Here is a 26,267-nt window from a genome sequence, read left to right as displayed (position 1 = left end):
GCATCACACCGACCGGCGACCCGGGCGCTTCGAACCCATTGGCGTCTTCCGCGTCCGCAACACACAACTCACCGATGACCGGGGCTTCACCGACCTGCTCTCAGTCCTGATTCAAATCGATGCCCTCCCCTCACCGCCCGGCCAAAGTTCCGGGCAAGCGGCCAAACCGGATGAACACCAGCCCATTCCGCACGTTCTGATATCCCTCACTACCAACATCGTATGCGGCGAGCACCAGCGATCCGACGGTGCCGGAGTGCGCGCCAGTGCCCTCGATCCAGGCGGCAACGATCCCCTCCGCGCTACGACGAATCGGCGACTTGATCCATGCCCGGGTGCGCGTACCCGGCCGGTATACCGAATCGGTGCGCTTGGCGACGACCCCTTCGAGACCGGCCTGCTCGGCGGCGTCCAGCAGATGGGAAGGATCGAAATCGGTCCAGAACGGCGGCACCCGGACCCGGCCGCGCTCGACGGCGAGCCGGTCGAGGAGCGCCCGGCGCGCCAGGTAGGGCTGATCCATCGTGGAGACCCCGTCCACAGCGAGAAGGTCGAAAACGACGAACTCGACGCGGATCTCGTCGAGCAGCGCCCGTGTGGGGCGCGTGTGCATGCGGCGCTGCAGACGTGCGAACGAGGGCGCCCCGGTATCGGGATCGGGGGCGACGATCTCGCCGTCGAGCAACAGCCCGTCACCGAGGTCCGCCGTGGTCTCAGCCAGAGCCGCAGCTAGATCGGGGTAGGAGCCGGTGGCCTCACGTAGATTCCGGCTCCACAACCGGCAACCGGTCTCGTCGCAACGCGCAATCGCCCGCTGCCCGTCCCATTTCATCTCGAATGCCCAGATAGGAGATGCAGAAGGCAGAGTTCCCGGCGATGCCAGCATCGGCGCAGGTACACGAACCATCATCCGAGCATACGTACGGCAAACGCTGCGAAGGACTCGGCGCGACGAGCGAACCGTACGGTATTCTATCGAACATGCGTTCGAGATCGGAGGGTGGCGATCCGATGGGCGGACCAACGTCGACACCCGATGGCGCCGAAATGTCGCCGTCCGCCGACGTGCCGACCCCGCGGGTCGATCCCAGTGCGCCCAGGACCGAGGGCACCGAGCCGGAACTGCTGTATCCGGACGCCACAGGGCATTTCGCTCGCACCGTGGTGCAGGCTCCAAGGCCGGTATGGGTACGGCTGGACGCGGTGCTGATCCGGGATCCGGGCGCACCTTGCCATGTCAACGGGGCCGGGTTGGACATGCGCGGCGAGCGCCCGGGGTGGCTGAGCCACTGGGTGCCCAGCGTCGACGGCTGGTGGATGGGTCGCGTCACCTACTCGATCGCCTACGCCGACGGCCGCCGCGATCCGCTGGTCCTGGCCGATCAACTCGTCCCGGCCTACGCGCTGCGACCCCGCCGGGCCGCGGCCTCGCCCCGCCGCGGCCGCCGCCCCACGCCTTAGGCTGTCGCGCGCCGGCCGTGCCTGGCCGGGAACATCTGCGACTCTCGGAGGTCACCGGTGAGCGGTTGCTCGCACGCGGCACAGGCGAAAAAGATCATCGGGACAGTATGACTGGCACGCGGATGGGCCAAGCCTGGCCGCATCGCCATGCAGACACTGTCTCCAAGGCGAACCCTCTGATCGCAGCCCAAGACTGCACCGACGCCTCAGGGGAAAGTATGAGCGACCTCGTGGAGCGGCGGATCGATCGCTCTCGAGTCCTCGCCAGCTCACCCGGTACGCGAAAATCGCGGATGCACGGCCTGGGCGGGTGCCGCGTAAGGCTCCCACCGGACGCTACCGTCACCGGCCGCGGCGAGCGTCAGATGGGAACGACGCGGTTGTCCGGCGCGGTCGGTGACGGTCACCTCCAGGTGCACCGCGCGGACGCGGCCGTGGCCCCGCCCCAGGCCGGTGTAGCCGATCGGATGCGCCGACAGATCCAGGTTCGTGCCCGGTGTGCGTACGTGCCGTCCGGACACGATCAGCACCGACCCGCTCGCGCGGGCCCGCGCGGTGATGACTTTCCAGCGTGAGGGCGGCACCACGATGTCGTCGACGTCGAGCACAACGAGGTCCAGGCCGTCCAGCAGCACGGACGCCACCTCACCCGGGTCGCCGCGCGTCGGGTCAACAAGGGCCAGTCGATCGAGCTGCGCGCCCATCTCGTGGGCTGCCAGCAGGCCCAGGGAGGTACCACCGACGACCGCGGCCGAGCGGCCGCCGCCGGTGACCGCGGCGAGCAGGCCGGTCAGCACGCTGCCCCGCCCGCACCGCACTGTCGTTCCGCGCGCGAGCCCGCCGTCGGGCAGCACGTCGCCGAGGGCGCCGGGCACCTCGAGCACGTCGGCCGCGCGTACCCGGGCCCGCGCGCCCGCGCCGATCCGGCCGTCGACCCGAGCGATGCGGCCCCGCAGCTCCGCCAGCTGCTCGTCGCGCGACCGACCCGCCAGCGCCGGATCCAGCGCACCGGACCGGCGCGCCGGGGCACTCATCCGCCGCCGATCGCATCGCACATACGTTCGAACGATACGGCATGCGACACCCCGTTGGCGACGGTGACCCGCGCATATTCCCAGGTGAGCGGCCTGCGTCGTAGCGTCTGGCGCTAGCCACCGCAGCGGAAACGACAGTGCCGCAGCCGGTTCGACGACCGCCAGGCCGCCGGTGATCTCGACACGGACGGTGGTCACCGACGGACTCCTTCGGATGGCGCCGAGCTGGACCGAATGGGCCTCCGTCCCCGAAGTGACCCCAGGCCAGTGCGTTACTGGCCTTCGACAGTCGCCGGCCCTGGGCAGGGCGAGGTGAGATATAGGGGTGGCAGGAAGTTTTCCGGTCGGCGCCGGCGAAGGTGTTCGCGGATGGTCGTGGCAGCAGTGGGGCTTGTCGCGTCAGTGAGTTCGAGAACACGCCGGATGGTCAGGGCGTCGGTCCCGCGATTCGCGGCATCCTGAACGTATCGGTCGAGGAAGTCGAGCGCGTCAAGGCCCGAAGTGCGTGGCTGGCGCCGCACGACGAGCCGTTTTCGCTCGATGTCGATGTCGCTGATGCCCCGTCGGGCACGGACTAGCTGTTCGGCGTGGTCGAGGGTGCCGACTGAGGCCAGGTCGGCAGCGATCGAGTCGTTGGCGAGTCGGCCCGCCTCGACGCGGAAGACCGTGGTGCAGCGGCCGTCAACGACGATCGTGGTGTCGCGTTGAGACTCGACGCGTCCACGCCAGCCTGCCGCGGCGACGGCAAGCAGTGCATTCGCCTCAGATGGGTGCCATTGCCACACGCCGTCCAGCTCGGCGGCGTCCTGCGGCTGCAGATCGATCAGCCGAGCGGCCTCAAGTCGAGCAAGCCGATGCTCGAGTTCGTCGAGGGCGAGCTCGCCGTCGAGGCCCAGTCCCGTGACAAGAACGTCCGTCGGCAATCCGGTCCCGACGGCCGCGGCCAGGGCGAGCGAGTCGGCGAGTGGGCTGCGCAGGCCGGGTTCGTGTCCGGCTGCCAGGATGTCGCCTCCGACATCGACCACCAGTAGCAGGTCTGCGTTGAAAACCTTCGCCGCCCGCCTCAGTTGACGGCTCAGTCCCACGGCGCCGTGTTCCGGATCAGCCAACAGCATCGGCACGTTCGTATGGTTGGCGAGGCGGGGGAGTGTCGACAGCCCCCCGGTGTTCAGGCTGGCATTCGGTCCGACCTCGTAAAGGCCGGATCCATGGTCGATCAGACCGTCGAAGTCGGCTGCACTGCGTGGACCGGGCAAGGGGTCCATGAGCAGCCGGTCCCACGACCAGCTCATGATGGCCGAGACTGCAATCTGATCGGCGAGCGCATGTCCGAGCACGGCGGCGGAGATGGCATCCCCGCCACCACCTGCGGCGAAGGCCACTGCATTCCTCATGAGTCTGCCTACTGTCGTCGAGCGAAAAAGTGGCTAATGTGGCTAGTGGCCTAGGGTACTAGGTCGCCCACGAGAGGAAGTTGCTGTGCCGAACATCGAGCAGGTCGCAGCGCCGTACAAGCAAATCGCCAGCGCGCTGCGTGACGAGATCGTTCGCGGCGACCTGCGGCCCGGCGACAAGCTGCCCTCGGAACGGGAACTGGCCAAACGCTGGGGCGTCTCACGGCCGACCGCATCCAGTGCGGTGGCGGTCCTTCGTTCGCAGGGCCTGGTCGAGTCACGCGTGGGGTCGGGCACGATCGTGCGTGACGTCGCGGCGGCGCCACGTGCTCGCGAGCGGTATGAGCGTGCGGCCGCGTTGGGCACGATGTACAGCGACGCGGAGAGCGTCAGCTTTCCGAGTGTCGGAATCGTCGACGCGCCAGCCGATGTCGCGCGCTCGCTCGGAATCGACCCGGACTCCCAGGTCATTCGGCGGTGCCGACTCATCACCAACGACCGTCCGATCGAGTTCTCTACCAGCTGGTTCCCGGCCGAGCTCGCGGAGACTGCCCCGGCCTTGCTGACCCCGGAGCGCATTCGGGGAGGGACACTGCGGTATCTGGCTGAAACGCTGGGACTGCGTGCGTCATTCGCTCGCGATCAGGTCAGCGCCCGCGTCGCGACGGAGGCCGAGGCGGACTATCTCCGGCTCGACCACGGATCGGCTGTGCTGGTCTACTGGCTGGTCGCCTACGGTCCCGGTGAGACTCCGCTGCAAGTCGACGAGGCTGTCTACCCTCCGTCGACGTGGACGTTCCGTCAGGAATATCCGATCACCCTCTGATCTCGCTCTCCGAAAATTTTTCGGTCATCGACCAAGTGGCCTATGCCACTGGCCTCTAAAGTGGCATAGTCCAATAGTGGCGCCGGACGCGCGCCTCACCAAGCCACATCGCGGAGGGACGGGCCGAGATGACCGTCGAGATGGACTGCAAGGGGATTCGCACCGACAGGTCGGCGGTGTGCGCGGTGGCGGTCGGGGCGGGGCGGTGGATCTGTCCGCCGATGCGGGGCCGAACCTTCACCGCCGATCAGGCGCTGGCACTGATCGTCCTGGCCGACACGATCAGCGAGGTTCTGCCGCTCCCCCCAGCCGACCCACGGTGGCGTGAACTCGAAGCGATGGTGCGGCCCATCGGCCTCACACTCAATGAGACGGCTCGAATGCTGGAGTTGTGCGACGTCGCCGAGATGTCACGGATTCCGATCCGGACCGCCGCCGAGCCGGAGCCATATCCGGTATCGGTGTCCCGGTCGTGGTTGTTGGGTCGGGCACTGGCCGTGGCCAGTGGCTGGTCGCGCACCGCTGGTTCGCCTGTCGCTCTGGGCAGTTGAGGGGGGCAGCCATGACGTCTGTAGCTGCGGAAGCACAGCACCCCTCGTCGGCAGCAGGGCCGTCGGCCCTGCACACGCACTGCGAGTTCTACCGCGCGCACGGGATCGACGCGCGTGTCCAGGTGGACCTAGGGCGGCTCATCGTCGTCGCCAACAGCCGCCTGGCGGGGCTGACCATGCCCGCCGAACTGGCGACCAAAGTCCGTAATCACTTGCGTGCCAGGCAGATCGACCTCGGCCCGGTGATCTCGCACCCCCGCTCCAAGCGCTGGACGCTACTGGTGACCGGCAACGCACCCAACGACCAAGTCACCTGCGCCCGGCTTTTCCGGCACCAGGTAGCACTGGCCCGCTCCGGAACACAGATCGCGCTGCCTGCGCCCACCGAGTGGCACGAGAACCTGCGGTACTGGGTCGAACCGCCGACCGCGCCACTGCCGTCCGGAGCGGTAGTTGCCCAAGCAATTCTGGATTGCGTCGCGCCGGCGAGACAGCAATGACCGCACTCGTCGTCGGGGCCGTCCTGACAGTCGGGATCGCCGTCCTCGTCGCGATGAACATGTGGTGGTCGCGAGACGCGCACGGAATCTCGGTATCGGATATACACGCGGATCTCGCACACCGCGCACCCGCGCGGCCGTTGTCCGCCGATCGCGCCCACGAACTCACCCAGAAGCACAAGTCGTGCTCTGCCGAGGACTGTGCCTGCAAACGCGCCGCGCTGCGGGCACAAATCCGCGCAGGCCGAATGACGCCGACAAACGCCCTCCACGAGCTGCTGTTCAACCGCTTCGGTGACGAGGAACCGATCGACCGCCCGCGGGGGAGCCTGCAGTGAATGCCCCCGACGTCCTGCTTCTGTCGGCCCAGCCGATCAACGCTTGTTCAACTGCTCGCTGGCAAAGGCCCCGCGTTGCCGCAGCGCCATCCTCAGATCCTCGACGCCGACCGGGACCTACTAGCACGGCACACCGCAATCGCCGCCACTGCCGACTCGCAGCTACTGAGTCCTGAATCCACTCATGCCGAACACGTTTCGACCATCATCCGACAAGGAGACACCGCCGATGACCACTACGATTCCCGTCCGTGCCCGCCGCGAGGTAACTGGCGTCACCCCTACTCGTGCCCGCGGCCGAGTCAGGGCGCTGCTGCACCGTGAACTGCTCACGCCCGCAGACCTGATCGCTCCGGTGCTGGTGCAGCCGGACCACCGAAGCCCCGAGACCTATCGTCACATCCCGACGGCGGTACGGCTGAGTGGTCTACCCGCCTTCGCCGACGAACTGTGGGCGTTGGGCGTTCATGCGATCAAGCTGTTCGCCTTCGTCGAGAACAAGACCCCTGCGGGCACCGCCGCCATCGCCCCGGACAACCTGATGGTCCAGTCGATCCAGACCGTTCGTGCGGCGGTTCCGGGAATGGTGATCTCCACCGAGGTATGTGGCTGCGCGTGGACCGACACCGGCGAATGCGTCGTGCTCGACGACCATGGCCGGACCGATCTGGCCGCGACCTACACCCTGATGTCGTCGATGGCCACGCTGCATGCCCAGGCCGGCGCGGACATCATCGGCCCGGCAGCGGTACTCGACGGCTCGGTGATGGAGATCCGACGCGTCCTCGACGAGCGAGGATTCGGCGACGTCGCGATCACCCCCAGCGTCATCTTCGACAGCGCCCTGTTCACCGCCTACAAATCCGCGATGAACACCGAACCCGGCCGCGGCAACCGACGAGGTTTCCAGATCGATCCCGACCGCGCCGGACTCGCGCTATTGCAGGCCGAGCGCTGGATCAGAGAGGGCGCGGACTCCGCACTGGTCCAGCCTGCCATGACCTCGATCGACGTGCTGACCAAACTGCGAGCGAGCACCCACGTTCCGCTGACCGCGTTCTCACCACTGGGGGAGTCCCAGATGTTCGCGACCGCCTCGGATGCGGTCCTGCTCGAATACCTGCGCTCGCTCAAGCGAGCAGGCGCCGACCTGATCATGACCTACGACGCGACCCGCGCCGCCCGCCTGCTCACCGAGGAGAAGTGATGCCCACTCTCACCGCACCACCGATCACCGTGCCGCCGCTGGTCATCCACGCCCAGCGACGCGCACTGTCCGCGGGATTCCAGATGTCGTGTACGGACCGAACCGGCGCGCTGCTGCGCACGCTCGCCGCGACGAAGCCCGGCGGCCGCATCCTCGAGCTCGGCACCGGGGTGGGAGTCGGCGCGGCCTGGCTGCTAGACGGCATGGACTCCACCGCCCGGCTGGTCACCGTCGACGCCGACCCGCCGGTCGCTGAGATCGCCCGCGACGTGGTGGGCAGCGACCACCGAGTCACCACACATATCGGCGACGCCAGTGAGTTCCTTGCCAGCGACCACGGCATGTTCGACCTCGCGTTCGTCGACTGCCGACCGGGGAAGTTCCACGACCGGGATCAGCTGCTGTCTCGGCTCACGCCGGGCGGTATCTGGGTCGTCGACGACCTGCTGCCCCAGCACACCTGGCCAGCCGATCATCAGGCGCGCGTCGACCAGCTGATGCGCGAAATCGGCGATGAGACAACGCTTCTGCTCTCGGTCTTGGACTGGGACAGCGGTCTGATCGTCGGCACGAAGCGGGCCGAGTAGAGTGCCCGCCATGTCGCGGTCACGCACCATTCGGATATCCACCCGGTCGAGCCCGATGGCGGTACACCAGGCCGAGCAAGTCGCCGCCGGCCTGGCCGCGCTCGGCGCCGACACCGAACTCGTCAAGCTCACCACTGCCGGTGACCGGTGGATGGGCGACCTCGCCGCCCTGGGGGGAAAGGGCGCGTTCGTGAAGGAGATCGACGCCGCGCTGCTCAGCGGTGACGCCGACCTGGCGGTGCACTGCCTCAAGGACATCCCAGGCGACATCCCCATTCCGCAGGGACTGGCCTTCGCCGCGTACCTGCCCCGTGAGGACGTCCACGACGCGGTGATCAGTCGATCCGGGTTGGCGCTGGCCGACCTGCCAGCCGGTGCTGTCGTCGGCACCAGTTCGGTCCGTCGAAGGGCGCAATTGCAGCTGCGGCATCCACACCTGGATATCCAGCCGTTGCGCGGCAACGTCAATTCGCGGCTGGCTCGCCTCGACGAAGGGCACTTCGACGCTCTCATCGCCGCGGTATCGGGTCTTCACCGCGTCGGTCAGCAGCACCGCATCACCGAAACCCTCACCGTGGAGGAGATGTGCCCGCCCATCGGAGCGGGCATCATCGCGTTGCAGTGCCGCGCCGATGACGCCGAGCTGCTGACGCTGGCCGCCCAGCTCGACGACGGCCGCACCCGCCGTCACGCTGCCGCCGAGCGGGCGATGCTCCACGCCCTGCAAGGACACTGCAATTCCCCGATCGCGGGATTGGCCACCGATGCGCCAGGCGGACGGATCCAATTGCGCGGGACCGTGTTCTCCGCTGACGGCTCTCAGTGGCTCGATGCTCAGGATTGGGGGGTCGCCGAAGACCCCGATGCGTTGGGATTCTTCATCGGCTCGAATCTGCTGCGCCAGGGTGCTCGTCGACTGATCGACGCGATCCCGCACTGATACCCGCCGTGTCGTTGTGACAAGAATTTCCAGATGAGAATGCTTCACATTTGCTGATCGAAGCGTAATGTGGGTGCCGAGGGCCGATTCCCCCTATCGGCCCGACGCGTAGATGGCGCACCGCGCCAGGCCTACGCCACATCGAGCCGCTGATACATCCCTTCCCCCGGGACGTATCAGCGGCTCGTCCATGGCCACTAGTTGTGTGCGATAGCCGACCGATTGCCGCAGGTGGATCATTTAGATACATGGGAACCTATAGAACTAGCGAGGGAGAGTCCGGCATGAATTCGTCCGTTCCGCTCGGCAGAAGCCCGCCTGCACCGCCCCAGTCCAGCCGGAAGCCAATTTCGCGCTTCGCTCAAATCCATGAGCGCGGCAGATCGCACGCAGTGCAAGGAGATTCGGAATCACTCCGAAATTGAAGATGTCCCCCCGCCTGAGAACAGGGGGACATCCGACGAGCACCCCAGTCGGCAGCAAATCGCCTGGGGGCTGACGCAGACTGGGACCTACCCGGCGGCATGGCAGAAGCCAACGAACCCCCCGACCACGCCCTACGCCGCGAACTGCGCGAAGAACTCGGACTCCACCTGGACACCCACCTGTCCTTGCTCTGCATCGACTGGGTCTCGCCACACAACGTCTGGGACGACTCACTGATGTTTGTTTTCGACATCGGCCAACCCTCCATCGAACAAATCCAGCAACTACACCTCAACGACGACGAACTCGACGCATTCGAATTCGTCACCACCGAACACGCTGAACAGCGCCTGCGACCCTACGTGTACTCACGCGTCACAGCAGCACTCCACGCACGCGAAACCAACCACGTCGCATACCTTCACGATGGCAAGCCAACCTGGTAGGCCATGACGGGTCAGCGTTTACACCTACCACACCATCACCTTGTTGCGTAGGGCCCAGGCCGGGGCGCTGCTGCACGGTCTGCTGATTCAGCTGCCCGGCCACCTGCGCCGCGCGGCGGGGCCGGGGATGACCGGGATGCCGATCACCGCCGCGCTCGGCCTGACCGCGCGACCGGCACGGCGGCGCCCCACCTCCGGGGCGGCCGCGCCCGAACCTAGCGGTCCCGACGGTCATCGCTGAAGTGCACGGCGATCTCGGCGCGGTCGACCTCGCGCCGGTTGTGGCTGTGTTCGGCGTGTTCGCGGGTCTTGCGGGTGAACCATTGCTGCTCGTCGGTGTTGGGCAGGTCCAGGGCCGATCCGATCGCCGACCAGCTGTCCCCGCCCGCGCGGGCGTCGCTGATCACCTGCCACCGGTTGCCGGTGAGCGCGGCGACCAGGCGCCTATTGGCCTCCAACGCCTGAGCCGGGGTGACGACCGGATGTTCGCGCAGGGCCGCGTCGGCGGCGTGGGCATCGTCGGGAAAGGTGCACCCGCTGGAGAAATCGCCCTCATCGATGGCGTCGAGGACATCGCGCGCAGTGCGTCGATGGTGGTAGGTGTTCCATACCGCGTGAAGTGCCCGTTCGTCGCCCTCGGCGAGCACGGCCGCGACATCGGTTCCGGTGGGAAGAAGGCCCTGGTCGGTGAGTGTGAATCGCTGGGGTGAGCCCATCGGCCAATCTTCGCCCAGCCCTGCGGATTCGGGGCCCCGATCGACCCGACTCGTTCACGGTGGCGGCCTATCGTTGGCCGATGGCGACCACGTTGATATGTCTCGATGATGTCCTGATGGCGCAAGTCGAGGCCGCGGCCGACGGTGACCTGTCCGGGTGGATCGCGAGAGCGTGCCGCTCGCGGCTGCTGAGCGAGCAGTGCCGCGCGGTCGCCGAATGGGAGCGCGAGCACCCGGTCGAGGCGGCGGCCGCGCGCGCCCAGCACACCCGTGAGCTGCTCGAGGTCGAAGCCGAACAGTACGCCCGATTCCTCGCCGAGCAGATCTGGCGAGATCGTGGTGGCCACGGAGACGAACAGGGCGCCGGTGACCGCGCCGACGCCGAGGTCCGCGCCCGCACCCTGTTGGCACAGGTGATCGGCAAGCAACCGGAATAGCCACTGCGGCAACCCAACCCGGCGATCTGGTTCCGGCGAAAGTTGTCGGTGGCTGGTGCGACCATGTGGATCTGGTCGTGTTCTCGGTTGGGCGAGAGCACATTTCACGTGGCAGGGGACGTTGATGGGCTACACCTATGTTTCGCAGTACGACACCGGCTCGCTGTTCAAGATCGGCAAGGCGACGACTCTGTCGCAGCGGCAGAGCTCGCTGCGCACCGGATCCTCGGGCAAGCTCGAGCTGTTCGACTACGTCGAGACAGACCACCCGCTCGAGGGCGAACGGTTCCTCAAACGCCTGTGGGTCGCGCGGCTGCGCCAGCACCGCAAGGAGGTCTACCGGCTGACCGAGGACGAGGTCCGCGCCGGAATGGACGAGCTGCGCCGCTACCTCGACGAGGTCTTGCCGGCCGAGCTGGCCCAGCAAGCCGAGCTGGCCGAGCTGGAAACCGTCGATAACGACGACACCGTGATCGAGGCGTCCGAAGACGTCGTGGCCGCGCATCGCCGCCTGGTCGCGATCGAAGCCGACCTGCGCCGGCTCAACGCCGAAGCCGAACCGTTGCGCCGGGCGATCATGCTCGCGATCGGCAAGAACCGTGGAATCGCCGGGATCGCGACCTTCGACAAGGCCGACTCGGTGCGCTGGTTCAACGCCGCCCGCGCCCAAGCCGAACACCCGGAGCTGTGGGAGCCGTTCCAGAAGACGACCTACGACAATGCCGCGTTCAAGAAGAAGTACGCCGACCTGGCTGATTCGTTCATGGAGCCACCGAAGAAGCGCACCTTCGTCCTGAACGAGGACCTCGGGTCCTGACCCGGTGACGGCCCGTCGCCGCATCGTGTCCGCGCGGCGGCGACGGGTTGCCTAATCTGATCGCAACATCGGCTGCTGCGGGGAGAACGCCATGGACGACACCACATTGGAGAATCAGTACCTTGAGGTGATCGAGGAGCTACGCCGGGTGCCGACGCCGTCGACGTGGCGGGCCGATCAGCTCAACAAGCACCTCACCCGGCTCGACCGCGAGTTGGAGAGCGGTGAGTGGAGCGACCGCTACTTCGAGGCGATGCTCGAGGTGCGTGAACGCGCGTGGATCGCGTTGCACAAGGCCACCCGCCGGGCGAAAGCCGCCGACCGGGTCGCGCAGATGGAAGCGGTGAGGGCCGGGTTTGCCCACCCTCCCGAAGCCGCGGTGACCGCGCCCCGTTCGACGACGAACTACCTGACCTCGCAGCCGCTGCGCGCCCGTCTCACCCGCGGTCGAGGACCCGATCGCGGGATCGCGCGATAGTCGGCGGCCTGCCGCGTGGCTGTCGATGCCGCGGCGGGCTCAGCTGTCGCCGGTAATGGTCCAGCCTGGCTGGTAGGCAGGGCGTTTGGCACGCAACATCTTGGGGTCGAACTCGTCCTTCCCCGTGCTCGAGTTGATGCAGCTGTGTGCGGATCTGCTCCTCGGCCAACCTCGCCCACGCCTGCTGATTCCTGGCCGGTGGATCCCGATCATCACTGAGCCGTAAGGTCCGGAGCGCGCTGACGCAGCGGCCCGGTCGTGGAGCGAACCGCGCTCGATCCGTTCTGCGCGGTTCGCTGGTGCGGATGTCAGGGTTCGGGGGCCAGGCCGTGGTCGTTGTGCGGTGCGGTCGTATTCGGTTCGGGGTCGGGGTACTCGGGCGATGCTTGAAGTTGCGCGGGGTCCTCGCTCTGGGGGTTCGGGCTGGTGGGGTTGTCGCGGCGGCGGCGTTCGCGGTGGAGGGTGTCGAGTCGGTCGCGGATGTCGTCGAGGTTGTCGTCGGTGTGGGTGGGGCGAGCGGTGGGTGTGGTGCGGGTGAGGGTGTCGTCCCAGGTGTCGGGTGCGCCGGCGAGCAGGGTGGCTTGCTGGTGGGTGCGGTGGGCGTGGCGGCGGGCCGCGGTGCGGGTCTGGAGGCGTTGCTGGTGGCGTCGTGTGGCGTCGTCGAGGGCGCGTTGCAGGAGTTCGCGGTCGGTGCGGTGGCGATCGGGGAATGGGTCTTGGTTCGGGTTCCCGTGCGTGCGGGGGTGTTCGAGGGTGGTGTCGAGGGCGCGTTGGTGGTGGGCGATTTCGGCGGCGGCGTCGAGGACGCGTTGCTCGGCGAGGTCGCGTCGGTGTTCGGCGGTGCGGGCGGCGCGGATTGCTTGGCGGGCGCGGTCGTCGTCGGTGGTGGGTGTGGGTGGGTTGGCGGGTGAGTACAGGTAGTCGTCGGTGCCGGCGAGGGCGAGGTGTTGTTCGAGTTCGGTGATGCGCTGGTGGAGTTCGTGGTCGGTGAGCCGGCGCAGCGGGTGATATCGGGGGTGGGTGTCGATCCAGGTGGTGATCGCGGCGCGCTGGTCGGGGGCGGCGATACGCCAGTCGCGGTGCAGTAGGCCGATGAGTTGTTCGGGTGGGTGCAGGGAGGCTAGGTGGGTGCAGCGGGCGGCGATGTGGTGTTTCGGGTCGTGGTCGGGGATGGCGGGCCGGTCGAGGTCGCGGCACTCGCCGCACAGTCCGTCGTCGCTGCGCCGAGGCGGCTGGGGGTGGGAGTCGATGCGGGGGCGGTCGAGGCCGCAGTCCACGCACGGCAGGTGGCGTGCGGGGGCGGTGGCGGTGCGGTCGGTGTCGGGGCCGGCGTCGGTGTCCGGGTAGCGCTGCTGGTCACTTTGTATGACGCCGGTTGTGCGTTGGGGTGCGCGGTAGTAGCGCTCCTCGTGCCAGGTGTCGGGTATCGGATAGTGGCCGGGCCGGTCGTCGATGTCGGCGCGGCGATCGAAGTATTGCTGGGTGTCTTGCTCGGCGCGGGTGTGGGCGGGGTCGCGTGGTGCGCGGCGGCGGTCGGGGGCGGTGCGGCGGGTGTGGGGTTGGACGGGTTGCGCGGGTTGTGCGGGTGGGGGCTGGTAGGTGTGGGGGTCGGTGTCGGGGATGCAGGCGGTGATGAGGTCGGCGTGGTCGGGGTGGAGATGGGCGGCGGCGTGGCGGAGGCGCGCGACGGCGGTCGTGTAGGGGTAGCGGTAGAGCGTTTCGGTGATGCGGTGCAGGATGTCGCGTTGCTCGTCGCTGAGGCGGGCGGTGGCGGCGGTGAAGTGGGTGCGGGCTTGTCGTAGGTGTCCGGCGTGGAGCAGGGCGGCGATCTCGGCGAGGGTGTGTTCGTGCGGGCTGCGTGTCGGGCCGGGTTCGGGGGTGGGTTCGGGTTCGGGCATGGGGGTTTCCTCGGGTGTGGTGTCGGCGTGGAGCAGGGCGTCGATGCGCCAGGTGAGGGCGGTGGCGAGTTGGTGGGGTCGCAGGGGCGGGGTGTCGTCGGTGGTGGCGGTGAGGATGAGTTCGTGGGCGGTGGTGAGTAGGTCGGTGGGTGTCCAGCCGTGCCGGATTCCGGTGTCGACGGCGGCGACCAGGCGAGGCCAGGCGGTGTCGGCGAGGACGTGGGCGGCGGTGTCGGCGCCGAGGATGGTGGCGAGTTGGGTGGTCCAGGCGGGGCGTAGCGGGCCGCTGGCGGCGTCGAGTCCGGCGGGTTCGAGGTCCAGCCGCGCCCACAGCGCGGCGGCGGGTAGTTCGTCGGGCAGCGGCCGGGTGCCCGCGGCGGTGGTGAGCATGGTCGTGATCGGCAGGCCGGAGCGGGCCGCGGTGTCGATGCGGTCGGCGATCACCGGCCAGGATGGATCGTCGGTGAGACGGGTGTCGATGGTGTCGGCGCAGGGCTGCCAGCGGTGGGCGGGCCGGTTCGGGTCGCCGATCGCGGCGTGCACGCGGGTATCGAGATGGGATTGGTGGCGGCGTTCACGGACCGGGTAGCGGCGCGGTCCGGTGGGAGTGAGGTCGGTGTCGGGCACATGCAGCGCGGCCCGCCACACGGCGAGGTCGGCGAGCAGGGCGCGGTCGGTGTCGAGGAACGGGCGCGCCCAGGCGGGTGCGGTCGTGCCCGTCCAGGTGTGTGCGGTGGCGGTGATCTCGTCGGCGAGTGCGGTGACGACGGCGCTGCGGGCGGCGATGTGGGCGAGGTCGGGGCTGGTGGTGAGGTCGATTCCGTGGGGCCAGACGCGCGCGAAGGGCAGCGGTCCGAGCGTTCCGGAGTGCTCGCCGGAGTGGTCCAGACGCCAGTCCAGCACCGCGGCGGGGTCATCGGCGGTGTCGAGTTCGCGCTCGGCGGCGGCCTCGTGCAGGGCGATGACGGGGTCGGTTCCGGTGAGTGAGAGCAGCGCCAGGTGCGCGCGCAGGACCGGCCAGGCGGGCGCGCGGGACAGACCGGCGCGCACGGCTTCGGCGGCGGAGTCGATCGCGGCCAGCGTCTGGGCGGGGACGGTGTTCTCCGCATAGATGGCGACGGTGTCGAGGTAGATGTCGAGTGCGTGGCCGAGTCGGGCGCGTGGTTCGAGTGCCTCACGCAGGGTGGTGTGGGCTGATTTCGCGTGCCGATCGCGGTCGAGGATGCCGGTCAGCACCTCCACGGCGGTGCGCGGCCACGCCGCGCCGAGACCGTATTCGTCGCCTTCAGCGCCAGCGAGCGCGGTGGCGAGGTAGAGGTGGTTGGCGTAGCGGCCCCGGGTCAGCGCGACGTAGAGCTGCTGGCGGGACTCGGCTCCGGTGAGGGCGACGTGCGCGGTGTCGGTGGTGATGCCCTGGGCGGAGTCGATGGTGGTCGCGTAGCCGAGGTGCACATGCGCGGCGACATAGTCGGCGGGAAGCACGACCTGATGGCCGGTGTCGCGGCCGTCGCGGCGGTGCGTGGCGGTGATACTGCCGTCCTCACCGACGGCGTTGACGGTCCACAGGTAGCCGTTGCGGACCCAGTCGTCGAGCCCGAACCGCAGCCGGGGGGCGTTCTCGCGGGTCCTGATCACGTCCCCGATCGAGGCGCGCAGTTCGTCGGCGAGTACGCATTCGGGTCCGGGTTCGGTGCCGTCGCGGGCGCGCCGGTCGTCGCGGGCGCGCCGGTTCAGCTCGGTGACGTCGCGGTGGGTGGCCGCGAGCATGACCGCGTCGCGCCCGGCGTCGATGTCGGCGCGCCAGGCGGTGTAGGCGTCATCGAGGCTCGAGCCGCGGTGCCCGCCGTGCACACGCTGCTCGTCGAGATACCAGCCCAGCGCGAGGGGATCACCGGCGCGGATGCTCAGACTGGCCGTGGCTTCGCGAGGGTCGGCGAAACGGACGACGTGGGTGAGGGTCAGCGGCGGCTCCGGTGAGGCGGCGGCCATGTCGGCGTAGGCGCCGCCGGCGTCGATGGCGGGTAGCTGCGCGGTGTCCCCGACACAGCGCACGGTCGCGCCGACGCGATCCAGGAACTGCAGCAGACGCAGACGTTTGCGGTCGGGCAGCAGGACGTGCTCGTCGACGATCACGAGCGTGCCGGTGCCGATGCGGTGGACCCAATCCGGTAGCGGCGGCGGGTGTTCGGTGAACTGTGCGGGGTTGTCCGGCCGTGCTACGTGCTGGCTCAGGACGTGCAGCAGCCGATCAACGGTTTCGGCGCGCGCACCGATCGACTCGCCCAGGATCGCGGCGGCGGTCGCGGTGGGCGCGAGCCCGAGCACGCTGCCGCCGCTGTCGTGCCAGGCGTCGGTGAGCACCCGCATCGCTGTGGTTTTGCCCGATCCGGCGGGTGCGTCGGCGGTGCGGATCCGCAGCTCGGAGGTCGCGAACGCTTCGATGAGCGCGATCTGCCCGGCCAGCAGCGGCCGGTCCGGGTGTGCGCGGGTGTAGCGGTCGATCGCCGCGGCGACGGTGCCGGGGGCCAAGGTGCGCCCGCCGCGCCGCGTCGCCAACGCCACCAGGCGAGCTTCGATGCCGAGCACTGTTGTGCTGGTGTAGATCTGGGTGCCGGCGCGAGTGTGCAGAAGCGTGTGGTCGCGGCGGCGGAACATGGCCGGCGTGGCCCGCAGCCCGGGCTCGACTGCCGCGTCCGGATCACCGAGTGCGATCACATCGTCGGCGCGCAGTGCGGCGTCCTCGACCGCGCGCGAGAGCCGGGGCCAGTCGCGGGGGGCGATCGCGCCGCGTAGCTGGCGTTGGGTTTCGGCGGTGATGTGGTGGGGCCGCCAGATCGCTCGTTTGGCCGACACCGCGGCCACCACCCGGGCGGCGGTGGCGGCGATCCAGTTCGCGCTGGGCGCCGGCCGGGCCGGGCGGACCGGGTCGAGCATCTCGGCGACCATGCCGGCCACCGCCGCTCGGCTGCCCAGTTCCTCGATCGCCTCGGCGCGCCACCGCTGGCGTTCCTCGGCGCGGGTGCGTTGCGGGGGCTTGGCCGGCCGGGTCGCCAGGATCGCGCGCTGGGTCAGCTCGTAGACCTCGCCCGCGGTCGGTTCACGCCCCATGGCCTGCTGAAACGCAGCGGCGGCCGCGTCGAGGTGCGCGGTGATCGCGGCGTCACGGCTCGACCAGCGCCGCATCAGTGCCGGCGCAACCCCGACGATGTCGCGTATCGGTGGATCGGTGCCGGGCCGATCGGCGAATTCGACACCGACTAAGTCTTCGCTGTGGTGCTCGAGGCGGGTGTTGTAGATCTCGCTGACCGCGACCACGACCTGGTAGAGAGCTGCCCCGTCGAGAGTGCGCCATGCCCCCGCCGAGGGACCGTCCCGCACCCGGACACGGTTGGCTATCGGCACGTGAGTGTGCAGGTCGGGGTCCCCCGCGCGACTCGCGCGATGCTCGAACGCCATTGCCACGACACCCTCGACGTCGACCTGGCGGACACCGTTGCGACCCAGGCGCGTATAGATTCCGCGGGTCTCGAGCCACTCGAGCGCGTCGCCCACCGCGCGCCGGTGGGCGAGCTCGAGTTTGTCGGCGACCGCTTTCGGGGCGACCGCCCACAGCACCGAAAAGGATTTCGTCGGCGAGAAACAGACGTCGAATCCGGCCACCGCGACCGCGGTGGGCCGCACCGCGTACGCCACCCACGCCGACAATTCCCGCTCATCCAACGGGCCACGCCGATACTGTTCGGTGAACATTTGTTGTGCGACTTCGGTCCGAATACGCGCCGCAGTATCGTCGGAAATGTCGGTGTCGGCGGCCGCGCCGTGCGCGATATTGTGCGCGGCGAACGCCTGCCCGCAGCGTTTCCGGTAGTCGGTGACGTCGGGATAGACCCGGAAACGACTCCCCAACTCGGCGGCGCGTTGCGCGTCCCGGCGCGCGTCCTTCGGCTTCGCGCCCGCGCCGATCTGCGCGTCGAAGTGATCCTCTTCCACCCGTTCGGCGTTGGGATGCACACCGATTCCGAGCAAATTCCGCATCTGGGCCTCGGTGACCTCCTCGCCCACCGCGATCCCCAGCGCGGCCAATCCCGACCCGAGCCAGCGTCCCGGCGACTCCCCCCGCGCCGAGTAGTAGTCCGCCAACGCAGAACGCCCCCGGCCGGGATCATCGTGGGCAGCGACCCTCCGCAGGTAATACAGATAACCAGTCCCCGCCACGATCTTGTGAATCGTCGCAGTCACCCCCCTATTCACCCCCGAAACTAGAAAAAAGAAAGGACTCGGAATGACGCTGAAAACACCAAAAAAGTAAAATCACCAGGCCGTTATCGGATTGTTACCCTGGATGCAAGAGGTATGTGGAGAAAAGTAGAGGTGGCGGAGGGGTGAGGAGGTCGGGGTGAGGGGTTGGATCGGGACGGTGGGTGGGAACGGAGGCGCGGGGTGATCGGATGAGGGTGATGAGTAGGCGGCGAGAGGGTGCGCTCGGGGGATGGAGGTGGACCGGGGGCAGCGCGAAGGCGCGCTGGCCGCTGGTGGCGGGTCGGTCCGCGGCGACGCGGCGCGATGACACCGCGCAGCGCGTTCGAGCCGGGTGAACGGAGGGTCGCGGCAGACGGCGGCAGGAGTGCGGCCAGTCGGCGCTCGGGCGAACTAGTTCAGCCGAGCACGGGAATGCGGGTCGGTCGGTGCGAGGTGCCGAAGCGAAGTCTGCCGTTCCGTCAACGACCTTAGCCGAGGACGACGTAGCGGTGGAGGTACCAGTTTCTTGGGTGCGCTCACGGTGGGATGCTCGACGACGCAGGGGTTGCCAGCGGCGTCGCGGAAGGTGATCGGCAGGACGCGGGTGGGGAGACGAGACGAGCACAGTCGACAAGTCCGGTCCCTGGATAGGCGACGGGCTCGGCGAACTCGACCACCGCACCGGCGAGGTCGGCGGCATCCTCGCGGTGTGCGCGATGGAATTCGGCGACCCATTTCCGGTCGGCGATGGCGTCGGCGCGCCATCGACGGGCGTCGGGATTGGTGGTCGGTGTCAGTGCGTCCAGGACACGGGCCGAGACACCGTGGGTGGCGCAGGGGCCTGCGTTCTCGTGCAGTGGCTTGTACACCATGATGGCCGCGCCCTCGTGGTCACGGTCGCGGTAGTAGAGCATGACGAAGGCGTCGACGGTGTGGCGGTCGGGGTCGGCGACCGCGGCGTAGATGACGCGATCGTTGGTTGCCGTCCTGGAGTGGTTGTAGGCGACGATCCGGCCGCCGACGACGTGGCTGAACTCGGTCAAGGCGATCTGCGGCAATGCGGCGCGTGGATCGATACGGACGCCGTCCTATCCCATTGGACCGCTCCTTGCTTGCGGTGGACTCGAGTGAGCGGATGCTCAAGGGCGAGGCCTGGTGCCGCGCACCCCGGGACGGCGCGTGGACGGGGTGCAGGCCCGGTGGTCAGGGGGTGTCGATGCGGTACCAGTCCCATGGACTACAGGCGTAGTAGCGGTCGTCGATGGCGGCGACATCTCCGACCGACAGTGAGCGGGTGAGGCGGCTGACGTCCAGGCCGAGTACGTCGTCGCTGCGGCCGGTGTGCTCGAGATTGCACGCGGCGAACACGGCTTCGAGAAGTGCTCGGCCGCGGAGGATCGGATGGCGGCGCAGCCGGGGGCAGACACGCAGCGTGCAGCACGTGTCGGTGGCGGACTGTCGCAGGGGTGGATCGGGCGTGCGCCGGTGGCGATCCGGTCCGCCGCGGGGCGATGACACCGCGGCGGACCGGAGAACTGTGGGACCGGTCCGAGTCAGGCCGGGACCGCAGCCGCGTACTTGGTGCGGCATTCGTCGCACAGATCGTCCTCATCGATGATCTCGTCGGGCATGTGGCAGGCCAAGCAGCGCCCGTTCCGCAGGGCCACCGGTTGAAGCGGGATCACCTGTGCGATCTCGGTCGAGGATTCGTCGAACTGGTCAAGGAACGCGGTGAGCAGCCCCCGCACGCGCAGGCTGCTGCTGCGCAGGCGTAGCGAGTTGAGCACCCCGCGCGCCGCGGCGGGGTAGTGCTGGGCGAGGAACCGGCAGTACGCACCGACCTCATCGGCCAGGGTGAATCCGGGCGCCAGCGGCGCGATCCCCGGTCGGTCGGTGTCACGGCATTGCGCGCACAGCCCGTCGTCGCTGAGCCGGGCGCCGTCGGGCCCGGTCTGGAAATGGTCGGCACACGCGCGCTCGGCGAAGCAGTACACGCACACCCACACCGGGGAGGTACTGATGGCGAAGGTGTCGTAGTCGATGTCGTTGCCGCCGTAGAGGATCTGGGGTCGGTCGTCGGTGCGGACCCGCAGACCGGTGCGCCGGTTGGCCACGGCGACGGCGTCGAAGTCCTCGCGGGTGCGCTGGCCACGGCGGTCACGCTCGAGCCGGATCTGGTCGGCGACCTGCTCGACGTAGACGCGATCCCACGGGCTCGCTTCGAACGCGGGCGCGGCGTCGACGAGGAACTGATTCCAGATGTAGTCGCGCACGACGTAGGGCTCGCGGACGGGGCGGCGCTTGGACCGGATCGCGTCGATGTGCTCTGGCTTGCGGCGGGCGCGCCGTGCCGCGATCTCGGTCGGGATCGAGGGCGTGACCCCGTACGTGCGGGGGGTGTCGTCGGTGGCGATCATGCGCCGGACGGGGTAGCTGGCCGCGACCAGCGGCACGGTGTACAGCCAGGGCCGCCACGTGTCGGGCTCCGCGGGCCGGTGCAGGCACGGATCGGTCCGGGAGACGTTGCGGTCGAGCCAGGCCCGCACCTCCGGGTCGGCGCTGCGCCACACCCCACGCAGGTAGGCCCTGGCAACCGGGTACGGCATCGAGGTGAACACCTTCAGCAGCTGGCCCCAGCGGGTGAGATCGGCTTCGGTGGCGTGCTCGGCGACAGCGTCGGCGAACACGCGCCGGGCTTCGTCGTGACGTCCGGCGTCGAGCAGATCCGACACCGTGGTGAAGGCGGTAGCGAGCTCAGACATGGGAATGTCCTCTCGTCGGAGGTTTCGGTGACCCAGCCACGCGCAGCATCAGCACGAGGGATGGGCGGCTGGTCGAGCGACCCGCCTGGAGGGCGTGGACCAGGCCGGTGAGCGACGCGGCGAAGGGAACGCGCCAGGGGGGCGGGAACCAATTCCGTGCGCAGAGCACCGCACGGGCGGCGGTGCAGCGAACGTCGCGCCCGCGGAATTGGTTGCCGACCGGCGCGGGCCCGCAGCCGCGGCGAGCGCCGACCTGGTAGCCCTTCAGGAAGGCGGGGCGCTCGACCAGACGGACAGCCCCACCACCACCCGAACCCGGGCTCGACGATCAGAACGGGGGCTGATCGAGCCCGTCTCCGGACACCCCGGCCCCGAATGCCGATGAGGCCCACGGATCGTCCCCGCCACCGGCGCGGGCGCCGACGAGGTCCGCTGCGGGACTCACGCGGGTCGAGGAACCGCTGCTGGTCTTGGACACTTTCGCGGTGGCGAATCGCAGCGAGGGACCGATCTCGTCGACCTCGAGCTCGACCACCGTGCGCTTCTCGCCCTCGCGGGTGTCGAAGGAGCGCTGCTTGAGCCGCCCCTGTACGATCACCCGCGAACCCCGCACCAGGCTGGCCACGGCATTGTCCGCGGCCTCGCGCCAGATGTTGCAGCGCAGGAACAAGACCTCGCCGTCCTTCCACTCGCCAGACATTCGATCGAAAAACCGCGGGGTCGAGGCGACGGTGAAGCTCGCTACCGCGACGCCTCCCGGGGTCACTCGCAGATCAGGATCGGCGGTCAAGTTTCCGATCACAGTGAGGGTGGTATCTCCAGCCACAAGGCTCTCCTTCGAATACGGAATGGGAATACGAACGTCGGATGACACGAACGGCGCGCGACGGAACGCGCGAGCGGTACAGCCGGGCCGTCATGGCCCGGCTCGACGATCAGCGCGCCGAACGCGGCAACAAACTGACCTGGCGTGCGGGCGTATCGCGCGCGGCGGCCGGTGCGCGGTGGTCGCCGATCACGGAAAGCTCAGAACGACGGCCATGGCGTCGATTGCGTGCGTCGCGGGCGGGCTCGTGGTGGGGGTGAGTCGGCGCGCCCACCGTCGAAGCCAGGCGGCGGCGGTGTCGGTGTCGGGTGCCCAACGCAGGGCGTATCCGATCGCGGCGGTCGGCAGGACCTCGGCGGCCACGGCGTTGAGTACCGCCAGCAGCGCAGGCTGGTCGCCCTCGCGGGCGGGATCACGGTGGATCAGACCGCTGTCGGCATCCTCCACCTGCGACAGTGTCGCAGCGTACGCGTGGGGTGGGCGCGCGGTGAGATCGAGCTCGTGCACATGGTCGGAGCGGGTGAGCACGACCGCGCGCCAGCGACCGGCCCACGCGAGACAGACGGTGCCGTCGATGGTGGCGGTGACGACCAGCAGCTCGATGTCGGGTGCGCGGGTCGGGTCACGCTGGATGATGAAGTCCCAGAAAGGGGTGCTGTCGCTGGCGTACGCGCCGAACATTCCGACCACGACGCGAGCGATCTCGACGAGGCGATCCGGTGACCGCAGGAAATCCACGGCCCCGCCGACGTCGACCACTACGTCGACCGCGGCGCGGGCGATGATCCGCGCCGAGGGTTCCGCGCGGACACCGGACGCGAGCGCGACGACGGTGTAGGGCTGACGCTGGAGGGTGTAGGTCTGCCAGTGCCACTGCACCACCGAGTACGGGCTCTCGACCGAATCCGGTTGGCCTGTCACATCGATGGTTCTGCGTCGGTGTGGTCGTGTATCAGATCGGTTCATCACGAAGTCCTGGAGGTCGATGAGGCGGCGCCGCGGGCAACACGGCCGTTGACTGGGTGCACGTGGGCTGGGGCACGGACGAGGATGGCCGCGTCGGCGAGCGGGTCGCGGTACGGCGGGTCCGTCGCGGGCCGGGATTTCGGGCTGGGTCAGGACGCGGACGCCAGGTGCTGGGTCGCCGCGGTGATCGCGCGTTCCACCAGACCGGGACCGACCGGAGCGGCGCCCGCCACGGTGGCCGAGGGCATGGTCAGGACCGGCTGGTTCAGGAACGCCGCCCAGTCCCGGACATTCGCGACGATGCCCCGGCCCGCGGAGCTGATCACGACCGCGTCGGACAGCGCGAGGAGCAGTCGATGCCCGCTGAGTTGCGACGCAGAATCCGCCAGCGTGCCCGGCGGCGCTTCACTGACCAGCACCGCGCGGCGACTCGCATACACCTCGACCGACCGTGAACCTGTATCGGCCGCCGTCAGGCCACCTCCACACACAGCGAGAACACCGGCACCGACGGCCTCCGGCGTGCTCGGCACGCTGGCCGCGTCGCCGCTGAGGGCCACATCGACACCGCGCGTGACGAATTCGCCAGCGAGTTCAGCCACGGGGGTTTCACCGAGGAGTGCCACTCGGCTCGGCCGCGACAACGCCCCGAGAGGCCCGGACACCCACAACGCCAGCGGCCGGTGCGCGCGGAGCCGGTTCATCCGCGCGCGAGGCCAGCGCGAGTCGGCGGGGGTCAGCAGGACCGCACCCGCCGCGGCGGCGCGGTCGAGATCGCACCGGGCGCACTCGGCAAGGCCGGCCGGGAATCCGTCGTGACCGCGCGCCAGCCGGGCCGCGGCCGCTGGCAGACCGTAGCGATCGATCAACCGATGCGTTGCGCTGCGGTTGATGTGCCCGGCCCGCGCCAGCACCGCCCACCCGAGCGGGGTCATGGGGGTTCGAGAAATCAACAGGTGCTCCTTCGCTACGGGTCGGATGCGACGCAGGACGAGCGACGCACGGCGCAGGGGACGCACGGCGCGGGAGGTGGTGGGAATCGGCTGCGGCCGCGACCCAGGAGCGCGGTGACCGCGCGGGCTTGGTCGGTCAGGACCAGCGGTCTTCGAGAGCGATGGCGTCCTCCGCCGCGTTCACTGGTGCAGCCCCAATGCGACCGCCGCCAGCGCGACCCTGCCGGTCTGTCCACCCGTCAATCCCGATCGCTGCCTGTGGGCCGGAAATGGCTGAGACAGCGGCGAATACGCCGCCGATAGATTTCCACCCACACCCTGGGTTCGCCTCGGTACTGCCACCAGGAGCGCAGCTGGTTCCACCACTGCGGCACCGACAACCGCCGGACCCAACGCGGGAGGACGATGACATCGCATCCATCACAGCGTCCGAGCGCGAACAGAGGCGGATAGCGAGTGCCCACAGGCAGCGCGTGGTACGTGGCCTTGTCCATCCCGAAGGTGATGAACCCGGTCCCCTTCTCAGTGCACAGAACGCGGCGAGCGAAATGCGGGCCGCCGCCGTTCCAGCCGGGACACCGCCACCACTTGTCGTAGCAGGGCCGGGAAATCTTCCACCATCCGCGCGTCACGTGCCGACCGGCGGCAGGGTCCGGGCGTGGTGGGATCGGTGCGCGCACAGGCGACCTCCTCGATGTCGTGGATTGGGGACTCACGCCCCGATACGGGCGGTGCGCAGAGAATCAAAGGGTTGGCGGCACGGCGGAATCGGTGGTGCGGTAAACCGTGCGGAGGGTGGTCGTGCGCGTGGCAGGGTCGACGGTGATGACCGGCATGCCCTGCGCGTAGGAGCGCAGGGCAGAGACGGTGCCTCCCTGCGTGATTCGACGGTCGTGGACAGCGATGATCGCGTCGGCGTCACCGAGCAGGAGCTGGTTGCGCAGCTGAAAGGCGCAGGTGTCGTACTGCTCGCTGACCAGGACCAGTCGTGCGGCTGCCGCAACTATGTTGGTGTGGTCGACCTGCTGATCGGGACTCCAGTTGGCGGCCTGGCCGGGGAAGGGCTGGTAACCCCACACGTCGAGCCCGGCGTCGATGGCAGCCGCGGCCCACCACTGGTCGCTGCCGGTAGCCAACCCGGACGCGGCGACCTCGGTGTGGTGCTGGTCGCGGAGCTTGACCGCGAGCCGGCGCAGTTCGCCGCGGACCCATGCACGATCCTGCGGCTCGATGAGGTGTTCGCGATGCCCGGTGAGCGCTACCCGCGTCCAGGCGGAATCCGGGCGGCCGGACAGGCCGCGCCGTACCTGCATGAGGATGCGTCCGAGGTGGTTGGCACCAACCGGGACGCGCGCTCCGCGCTGGACACTGCGCCCCCAGAAGTGATCCCCCCAACTGTTGCCCTCGATCAGCAACCGTGTTCCGGTACCGAGCAACTGTTCGATCAACGCGCCGTCGTGATTGAACTTCGATGCGACGATCTCGGCCATCACACGCCTGCGATCGTCGTCCCAGCCGGGCCGCAACGGACACTCACGGCCCAATGCCTTGGCGGACCGCGGATCAGGGGCAGCCTGGATGCGCTCGACCCAACCGGGATCGGTGGTCTTGGCAGCTGCGAACGCATGCTCGGCAGTAGGAAACCGCCGGCCCTCCCAGCGCACAGGATGCCTGCTGAAATTGGACAGGAAGAAATACGACCCACGGAATTCCTCGACCACCGAAGAGTGCGAATATGAAGCCATGAATCACCTTTCGGTAACCTCGCCAGCAGATACGGGCAGAATGACGGAACATCCTTGAGGCCATTCGCGTCAGCAGATGACGGTCGAAGCGTCGGCTACCAACTGTTCCAGCGACGCCGCGAGTCGTGCCCGATCTCGTAGCCGATCAGGTGAACACGGAACGGCGGCGACCGTGGTGGCTGAACTCCACGCCGCCGGCTTGCCCCACTTCGCCCGCGGCGCGGCGGCCTCGTGCTCCTTGCCGCTTGCCTGGCCACGGGGTGGCGGCCGAGATTGAACGATGAGCCCCGATCACGCTGCCGATCGGGCAGGATCGGCAGCGTGAGCGATACAACCCCTGACCTGATCATGGGCCTTACACGTGCCGAACGTGATGCCGCAGACGGCCTCGAACTCACCATCGGTGTGGATGTGCTGTTGCAGCACACCAACGCGGGTTGGGTGGCATCGCTCTTGACCCCAGATGGCGCCCAACATCACCCGCCGCCGAATGACCCAGCGGTGACGGGCGCCGCTGGTGCGGGGTGGCGCCGCCGTCGGCCGCACCCGCCATCACCGAGGCCCTCGAAACTCTCCTACGACCTCAACAAGCCGACCATACGGCATACGGCCCGAGACGGGACTAGGTCAAGTCCTGGGGTGTGGTGTAACGGAGTTGGTCACCGCGTGATCGGTTGTTCGGTCAGGCGGTGAGTTCTGCGGGGGTGGTGTCCTCCTGTT

General features: G+C 68.8%; 25 protein-coding genes. 13 read left to right on the top strand and 12 right to left on the bottom strand.

Annotated elements, in window-relative coordinates:
• Positions 1–130 precede the first annotated feature (130 nt).
• A complete protein-coding gene (locus DFR74_RS28345; protein ID WP_267470213.1) occupies positions 131–886 on the bottom strand; it encodes an ATP-dependent DNA ligase in 756 nt (251 codons plus the stop codon).
• Positions 887–981: 95 nt separating this feature from the next.
• Between DFR74_RS28345 and DFR74_RS28340 the strand changes: the two genes are divergently transcribed.
• On the top strand, positions 982–1,461 hold the full coding sequence (locus DFR74_RS28340; protein ID WP_228801752.1) for a hypothetical protein: 480 nt from the start codon (positions 982–984) through the stop codon (positions 1,459–1,461).
• 269 nt (positions 1,462–1,730) lie between these two features.
• Here the strand turns inward: DFR74_RS28340 and DFR74_RS28335 are convergent, their stop codons facing one another.
• Together DFR74_RS28335 and DFR74_RS28330 are read right to left on the bottom strand one after the other, a co-directional pair.
• Positions 1,731–2,495, bottom strand: coding sequence for a hypothetical protein (locus DFR74_RS28335; protein ID WP_113975330.1), 765 nt, complete (start codon positions 2,493–2,495; stop codon positions 1,731–1,733).
• A 272-nt stretch (positions 2,496–2,767) separates the two neighbouring features.
• Complete coding sequence (locus tag DFR74_RS28330; RefSeq protein WP_067509341.1) at positions 2,768–3,877, bottom strand: DUF1152 domain-containing protein; 1,110 nt, start codon at positions 3,875–3,877, stop codon at positions 2,768–2,770.
• Positions 3,878–3,974: 97 nt separating this feature from the next.
• Between DFR74_RS28330 and DFR74_RS28325 the strand changes: the two genes are divergently transcribed.
• The 9 genes from DFR74_RS28325 to DFR74_RS28285 all read left to right on the top strand — a co-directional run bounded on the left by DFR74_RS28325 (position 3,975) and on the right by DFR74_RS28285 (position 9,951).
• Positions 3,975–4,715 carry a GntR family transcriptional regulator gene (locus tag DFR74_RS28325; RefSeq protein WP_067509342.1) on the top strand — a complete coding sequence of 247 codons (741 nt, stop codon included), beginning with the start codon at positions 3,975–3,977 and terminating at the stop codon, positions 4,713–4,715.
• 128 nt (positions 4,716–4,843) lie between these two features.
• Positions 4,844–5,266, top strand: a complete 423-nt coding sequence (locus DFR74_RS28320) for a hypothetical protein (RefSeq protein WP_067509343.1) — start codon at positions 4,844–4,846, stop codon at positions 5,264–5,266.
• Positions 5,267–5,277: 11 nt separating this feature from the next.
• Positions 5,278–5,766: a DNA-directed RNA polymerase subunit beta gene (locus DFR74_RS28315; protein ID WP_147265960.1), complete on the top strand. Its 489-nt coding sequence runs from the start codon at positions 5,278–5,280 to the stop codon at positions 5,764–5,766.
• Complete coding sequence (locus tag DFR74_RS28310) at positions 5,763–6,104, top strand: hypothetical protein (protein ID WP_067509345.1); 342 nt, start codon at positions 5,763–5,765, stop codon at positions 6,102–6,104. Before DFR74_RS28315 ends, DFR74_RS28310 begins: the two co-directional genes overlap by 4 nt.
• A 229-nt stretch (positions 6,105–6,333) precedes the next feature.
• On the top strand, positions 6,334–7,311 hold the full coding sequence (locus tag DFR74_RS28305; RefSeq protein WP_170160808.1) for a hypothetical protein: 978 nt from the start codon (positions 6,334–6,336) through the stop codon (positions 7,309–7,311).
• Positions 7,311–7,898 carry an O-methyltransferase gene (locus DFR74_RS28300; RefSeq protein ID WP_067509349.1) on the top strand — a complete coding sequence of 196 codons (588 nt, stop codon included), beginning with the start codon at positions 7,311–7,313 and terminating at the stop codon, positions 7,896–7,898. The genes DFR74_RS28305 and DFR74_RS28300 overlap by 1 nt, the downstream gene beginning before the upstream one ends.
• A gap of 10 nt (positions 7,899–7,908) precedes the next feature.
• Positions 7,909–8,838, top strand: a complete 930-nt coding sequence (gene hemC / locus DFR74_RS28295; RefSeq protein ID WP_067509396.1) for a hydroxymethylbilane synthase — start codon at positions 7,909–7,911, stop codon at positions 8,836–8,838.
• Positions 8,839–9,293: 455 nt separating this feature from the next.
• Positions 9,294–9,710, top strand: coding sequence for an NUDIX hydrolase (locus DFR74_RS28290; protein WP_324195204.1), 417 nt, complete (start codon positions 9,294–9,296; stop codon positions 9,708–9,710).
• Between the two features lie 43 nt (positions 9,711–9,753).
• Positions 9,754–9,951 carry a hypothetical protein gene (locus DFR74_RS28285; RefSeq protein WP_147265959.1) on the top strand — a complete coding sequence of 66 codons (198 nt, stop codon included), beginning with the start codon at positions 9,754–9,756 and terminating at the stop codon, positions 9,949–9,951.
• On the opposite strand, the gene DFR74_RS28280 is transcribed toward DFR74_RS28285, so the two are convergent.
• Positions 9,926–10,426 carry a hypothetical protein gene (locus DFR74_RS28280; protein ID WP_067509354.1) on the bottom strand — a complete coding sequence of 167 codons (501 nt, stop codon included), beginning with the start codon at positions 10,424–10,426 and terminating at the stop codon, positions 9,926–9,928. The two genes, DFR74_RS28285 and DFR74_RS28280, sit on opposite strands and share 26 nt — an antisense overlap.
• 80 nt (positions 10,427–10,506) lie before the next feature.
• Here DFR74_RS28280 and DFR74_RS28275 point away from each other — a divergent pair, with 80 nt between their 5' ends.
• The 3 genes from DFR74_RS28275 (at position 10,507) to DFR74_RS28265 (ending at position 12,158) form a co-directional block, all read left to right on the top strand.
• Complete coding sequence (locus DFR74_RS28275) at positions 10,507–10,863, top strand: hypothetical protein (RefSeq protein WP_147265958.1); 357 nt, start codon at positions 10,507–10,509, stop codon at positions 10,861–10,863.
• Between the two features lie 124 nt (positions 10,864–10,987).
• A complete protein-coding gene (locus DFR74_RS28270) occupies positions 10,988–11,680 on the top strand; it encodes a GIY-YIG nuclease family protein (RefSeq protein WP_113975328.1) in 693 nt (230 codons plus the stop codon).
• Positions 11,681–11,771: 91 nt separating this feature from the next.
• Positions 11,772–12,158, top strand: coding sequence for a hypothetical protein (locus DFR74_RS28265; RefSeq protein WP_067509362.1), 387 nt, complete (start codon positions 11,772–11,774; stop codon positions 12,156–12,158).
• Between the two features lie 308 nt (positions 12,159–12,466).
• On the opposite strand, the gene mobF is transcribed toward DFR74_RS28265, so the two are convergent.
• The 8 genes from mobF to DFR74_RS28230 all read right to left on the bottom strand — a co-directional run bounded on the left by mobF (position 12,467) and on the right by DFR74_RS28230 (position 25,547).
• Positions 12,467–18,295 (bottom strand): MobF family relaxase, encoded by a 5,829-nt coding sequence (gene mobF / locus DFR74_RS36280; protein WP_157115837.1) that lies wholly within the window; start codon positions 18,293–18,295, stop codon positions 12,467–12,469.
• A gap of 536 nt (positions 18,296–18,831) precedes the next feature.
• On the bottom strand, positions 18,832–19,338 hold the full coding sequence (locus DFR74_RS28255; protein ID WP_147265957.1) for a hypothetical protein: 507 nt from the start codon (positions 19,336–19,338) through the stop codon (positions 18,832–18,834).
• 160 nt (positions 19,339–19,498) lie between these two features.
• Positions 19,499–19,813, bottom strand: a complete 315-nt coding sequence (locus DFR74_RS35610; protein WP_147265956.1) for a hypothetical protein — start codon at positions 19,811–19,813, stop codon at positions 19,499–19,501.
• Positions 19,814–19,848: 35 nt separating this feature from the next.
• On the bottom strand, positions 19,849–21,057 hold the full coding sequence (locus DFR74_RS28250; protein WP_067509366.1) for a hypothetical protein: 1,209 nt from the start codon (positions 21,055–21,057) through the stop codon (positions 19,849–19,851).
• A 328-nt stretch (positions 21,058–21,385) separates the two neighbouring features.
• A complete protein-coding gene (locus DFR74_RS28245; RefSeq protein ID WP_067509370.1) occupies positions 21,386–21,883 on the bottom strand; it encodes a single-stranded DNA-binding protein in 498 nt (165 codons plus the stop codon).
• A gap of 189 nt (positions 21,884–22,072) precedes the next feature.
• Complete coding sequence (locus DFR74_RS28240) at positions 22,073–22,804, bottom strand: hypothetical protein (protein ID WP_067509371.1); 732 nt, start codon at positions 22,802–22,804, stop codon at positions 22,073–22,075.
• Between the two features lie 194 nt (positions 22,805–22,998).
• Entirely contained in the window at positions 22,999–23,802 is an 804-nt protein-coding gene (locus DFR74_RS28235) for an LOG family protein (protein ID WP_147265955.1), read from the bottom strand.
• A gap of 743 nt (positions 23,803–24,545) precedes the next feature.
• Complete coding sequence (locus tag DFR74_RS28230; RefSeq protein WP_084537661.1) at positions 24,546–25,547, bottom strand: NADAR family protein; 1,002 nt, start codon at positions 25,545–25,547, stop codon at positions 24,546–24,548.
• Between the last annotated feature and the right edge of the window lie 720 nt (positions 25,548–26,267).

Source organism: Nocardia puris, from assembly GCF_003315035.1.
In the GTDB taxonomy this organism is placed as follows: Bacteria; Actinomycetota; Actinomycetes; order Mycobacteriales; family Mycobacteriaceae; genus Nocardia; species Nocardia puris.
This window is presented reverse-complemented; position numbering and strand designations above follow the sequence as displayed.

Bases quoted from the DNA above. Each gene is read 5' to 3' on its own strand.
- DFR74_RS28345 (WP_267470213.1), bottom strand. From the start codon at position 886: ATGCTGGCATCGCCGGGAACTCTGCCTTCTGCATCTCCTATCTGGGCA.
- DFR74_RS28340 (WP_228801752.1), top strand. From the start codon at position 982: ATGCGTTCGAGATCGGAGGGTGGCGATCCGATGGGCGGACCAACGTCG.
- DFR74_RS28335 (WP_113975330.1), bottom strand. From the start codon at position 2,495: ATGAGTGCCCCGGCGCGCCGGTCCGGTGCGCTGGATCCGGCGCTGGCG.
- DFR74_RS28320 (WP_067509343.1), top strand. From the start codon at position 4,844: ATGACCGTCGAGATGGACTGCAAGGGGATTCGCACCGACAGGTCGGCG.
- DFR74_RS28315 (WP_147265960.1), top strand. From the start codon at position 5,278: ATGACGTCTGTAGCTGCGGAAGCACAGCACCCCTCGTCGGCAGCAGGG.
- DFR74_RS28310 (WP_067509345.1), top strand. From the start codon at position 5,763: ATGACCGCACTCGTCGTCGGGGCCGTCCTGACAGTCGGGATCGCCGTC.
- DFR74_RS28305 (WP_170160808.1), top strand. From the start codon at position 6,334: ATGACCACTACGATTCCCGTCCGTGCCCGCCGCGAGGTAACTGGCGTC.
- DFR74_RS28300 (WP_067509349.1), top strand. From the start codon at position 7,311: ATGCCCACTCTCACCGCACCACCGATCACCGTGCCGCCGCTGGTCATC.
- hemC (WP_067509396.1), top strand. From the start codon at position 7,909: ATGTCGCGGTCACGCACCATTCGGATATCCACCCGGTCGAGCCCGATG.
- DFR74_RS28280 (WP_067509354.1), bottom strand. From the start codon at position 10,426: ATGGGCTCACCCCAGCGATTCACACTCACCGACCAGGGCCTTCTTCCC.
- DFR74_RS28275 (WP_147265958.1), top strand. From the start codon at position 10,507: ATGGCGACCACGTTGATATGTCTCGATGATGTCCTGATGGCGCAAGTC.
- DFR74_RS28270 (WP_113975328.1), top strand. From the start codon at position 10,988: ATGGGCTACACCTATGTTTCGCAGTACGACACCGGCTCGCTGTTCAAG.
- DFR74_RS28265 (WP_067509362.1), top strand. From the start codon at position 11,772: ATGGACGACACCACATTGGAGAATCAGTACCTTGAGGTGATCGAGGAG.
- DFR74_RS28250 (WP_067509366.1), bottom strand. From the start codon at position 21,057: ATGTCTGAGCTCGCTACCGCCTTCACCACGGTGTCGGATCTGCTCGAC.
- DFR74_RS28230 (WP_084537661.1), bottom strand. From the start codon at position 25,547: ATGGCTTCATATTCGCACTCTTCGGTGGTCGAGGAATTCCGTGGGTCG.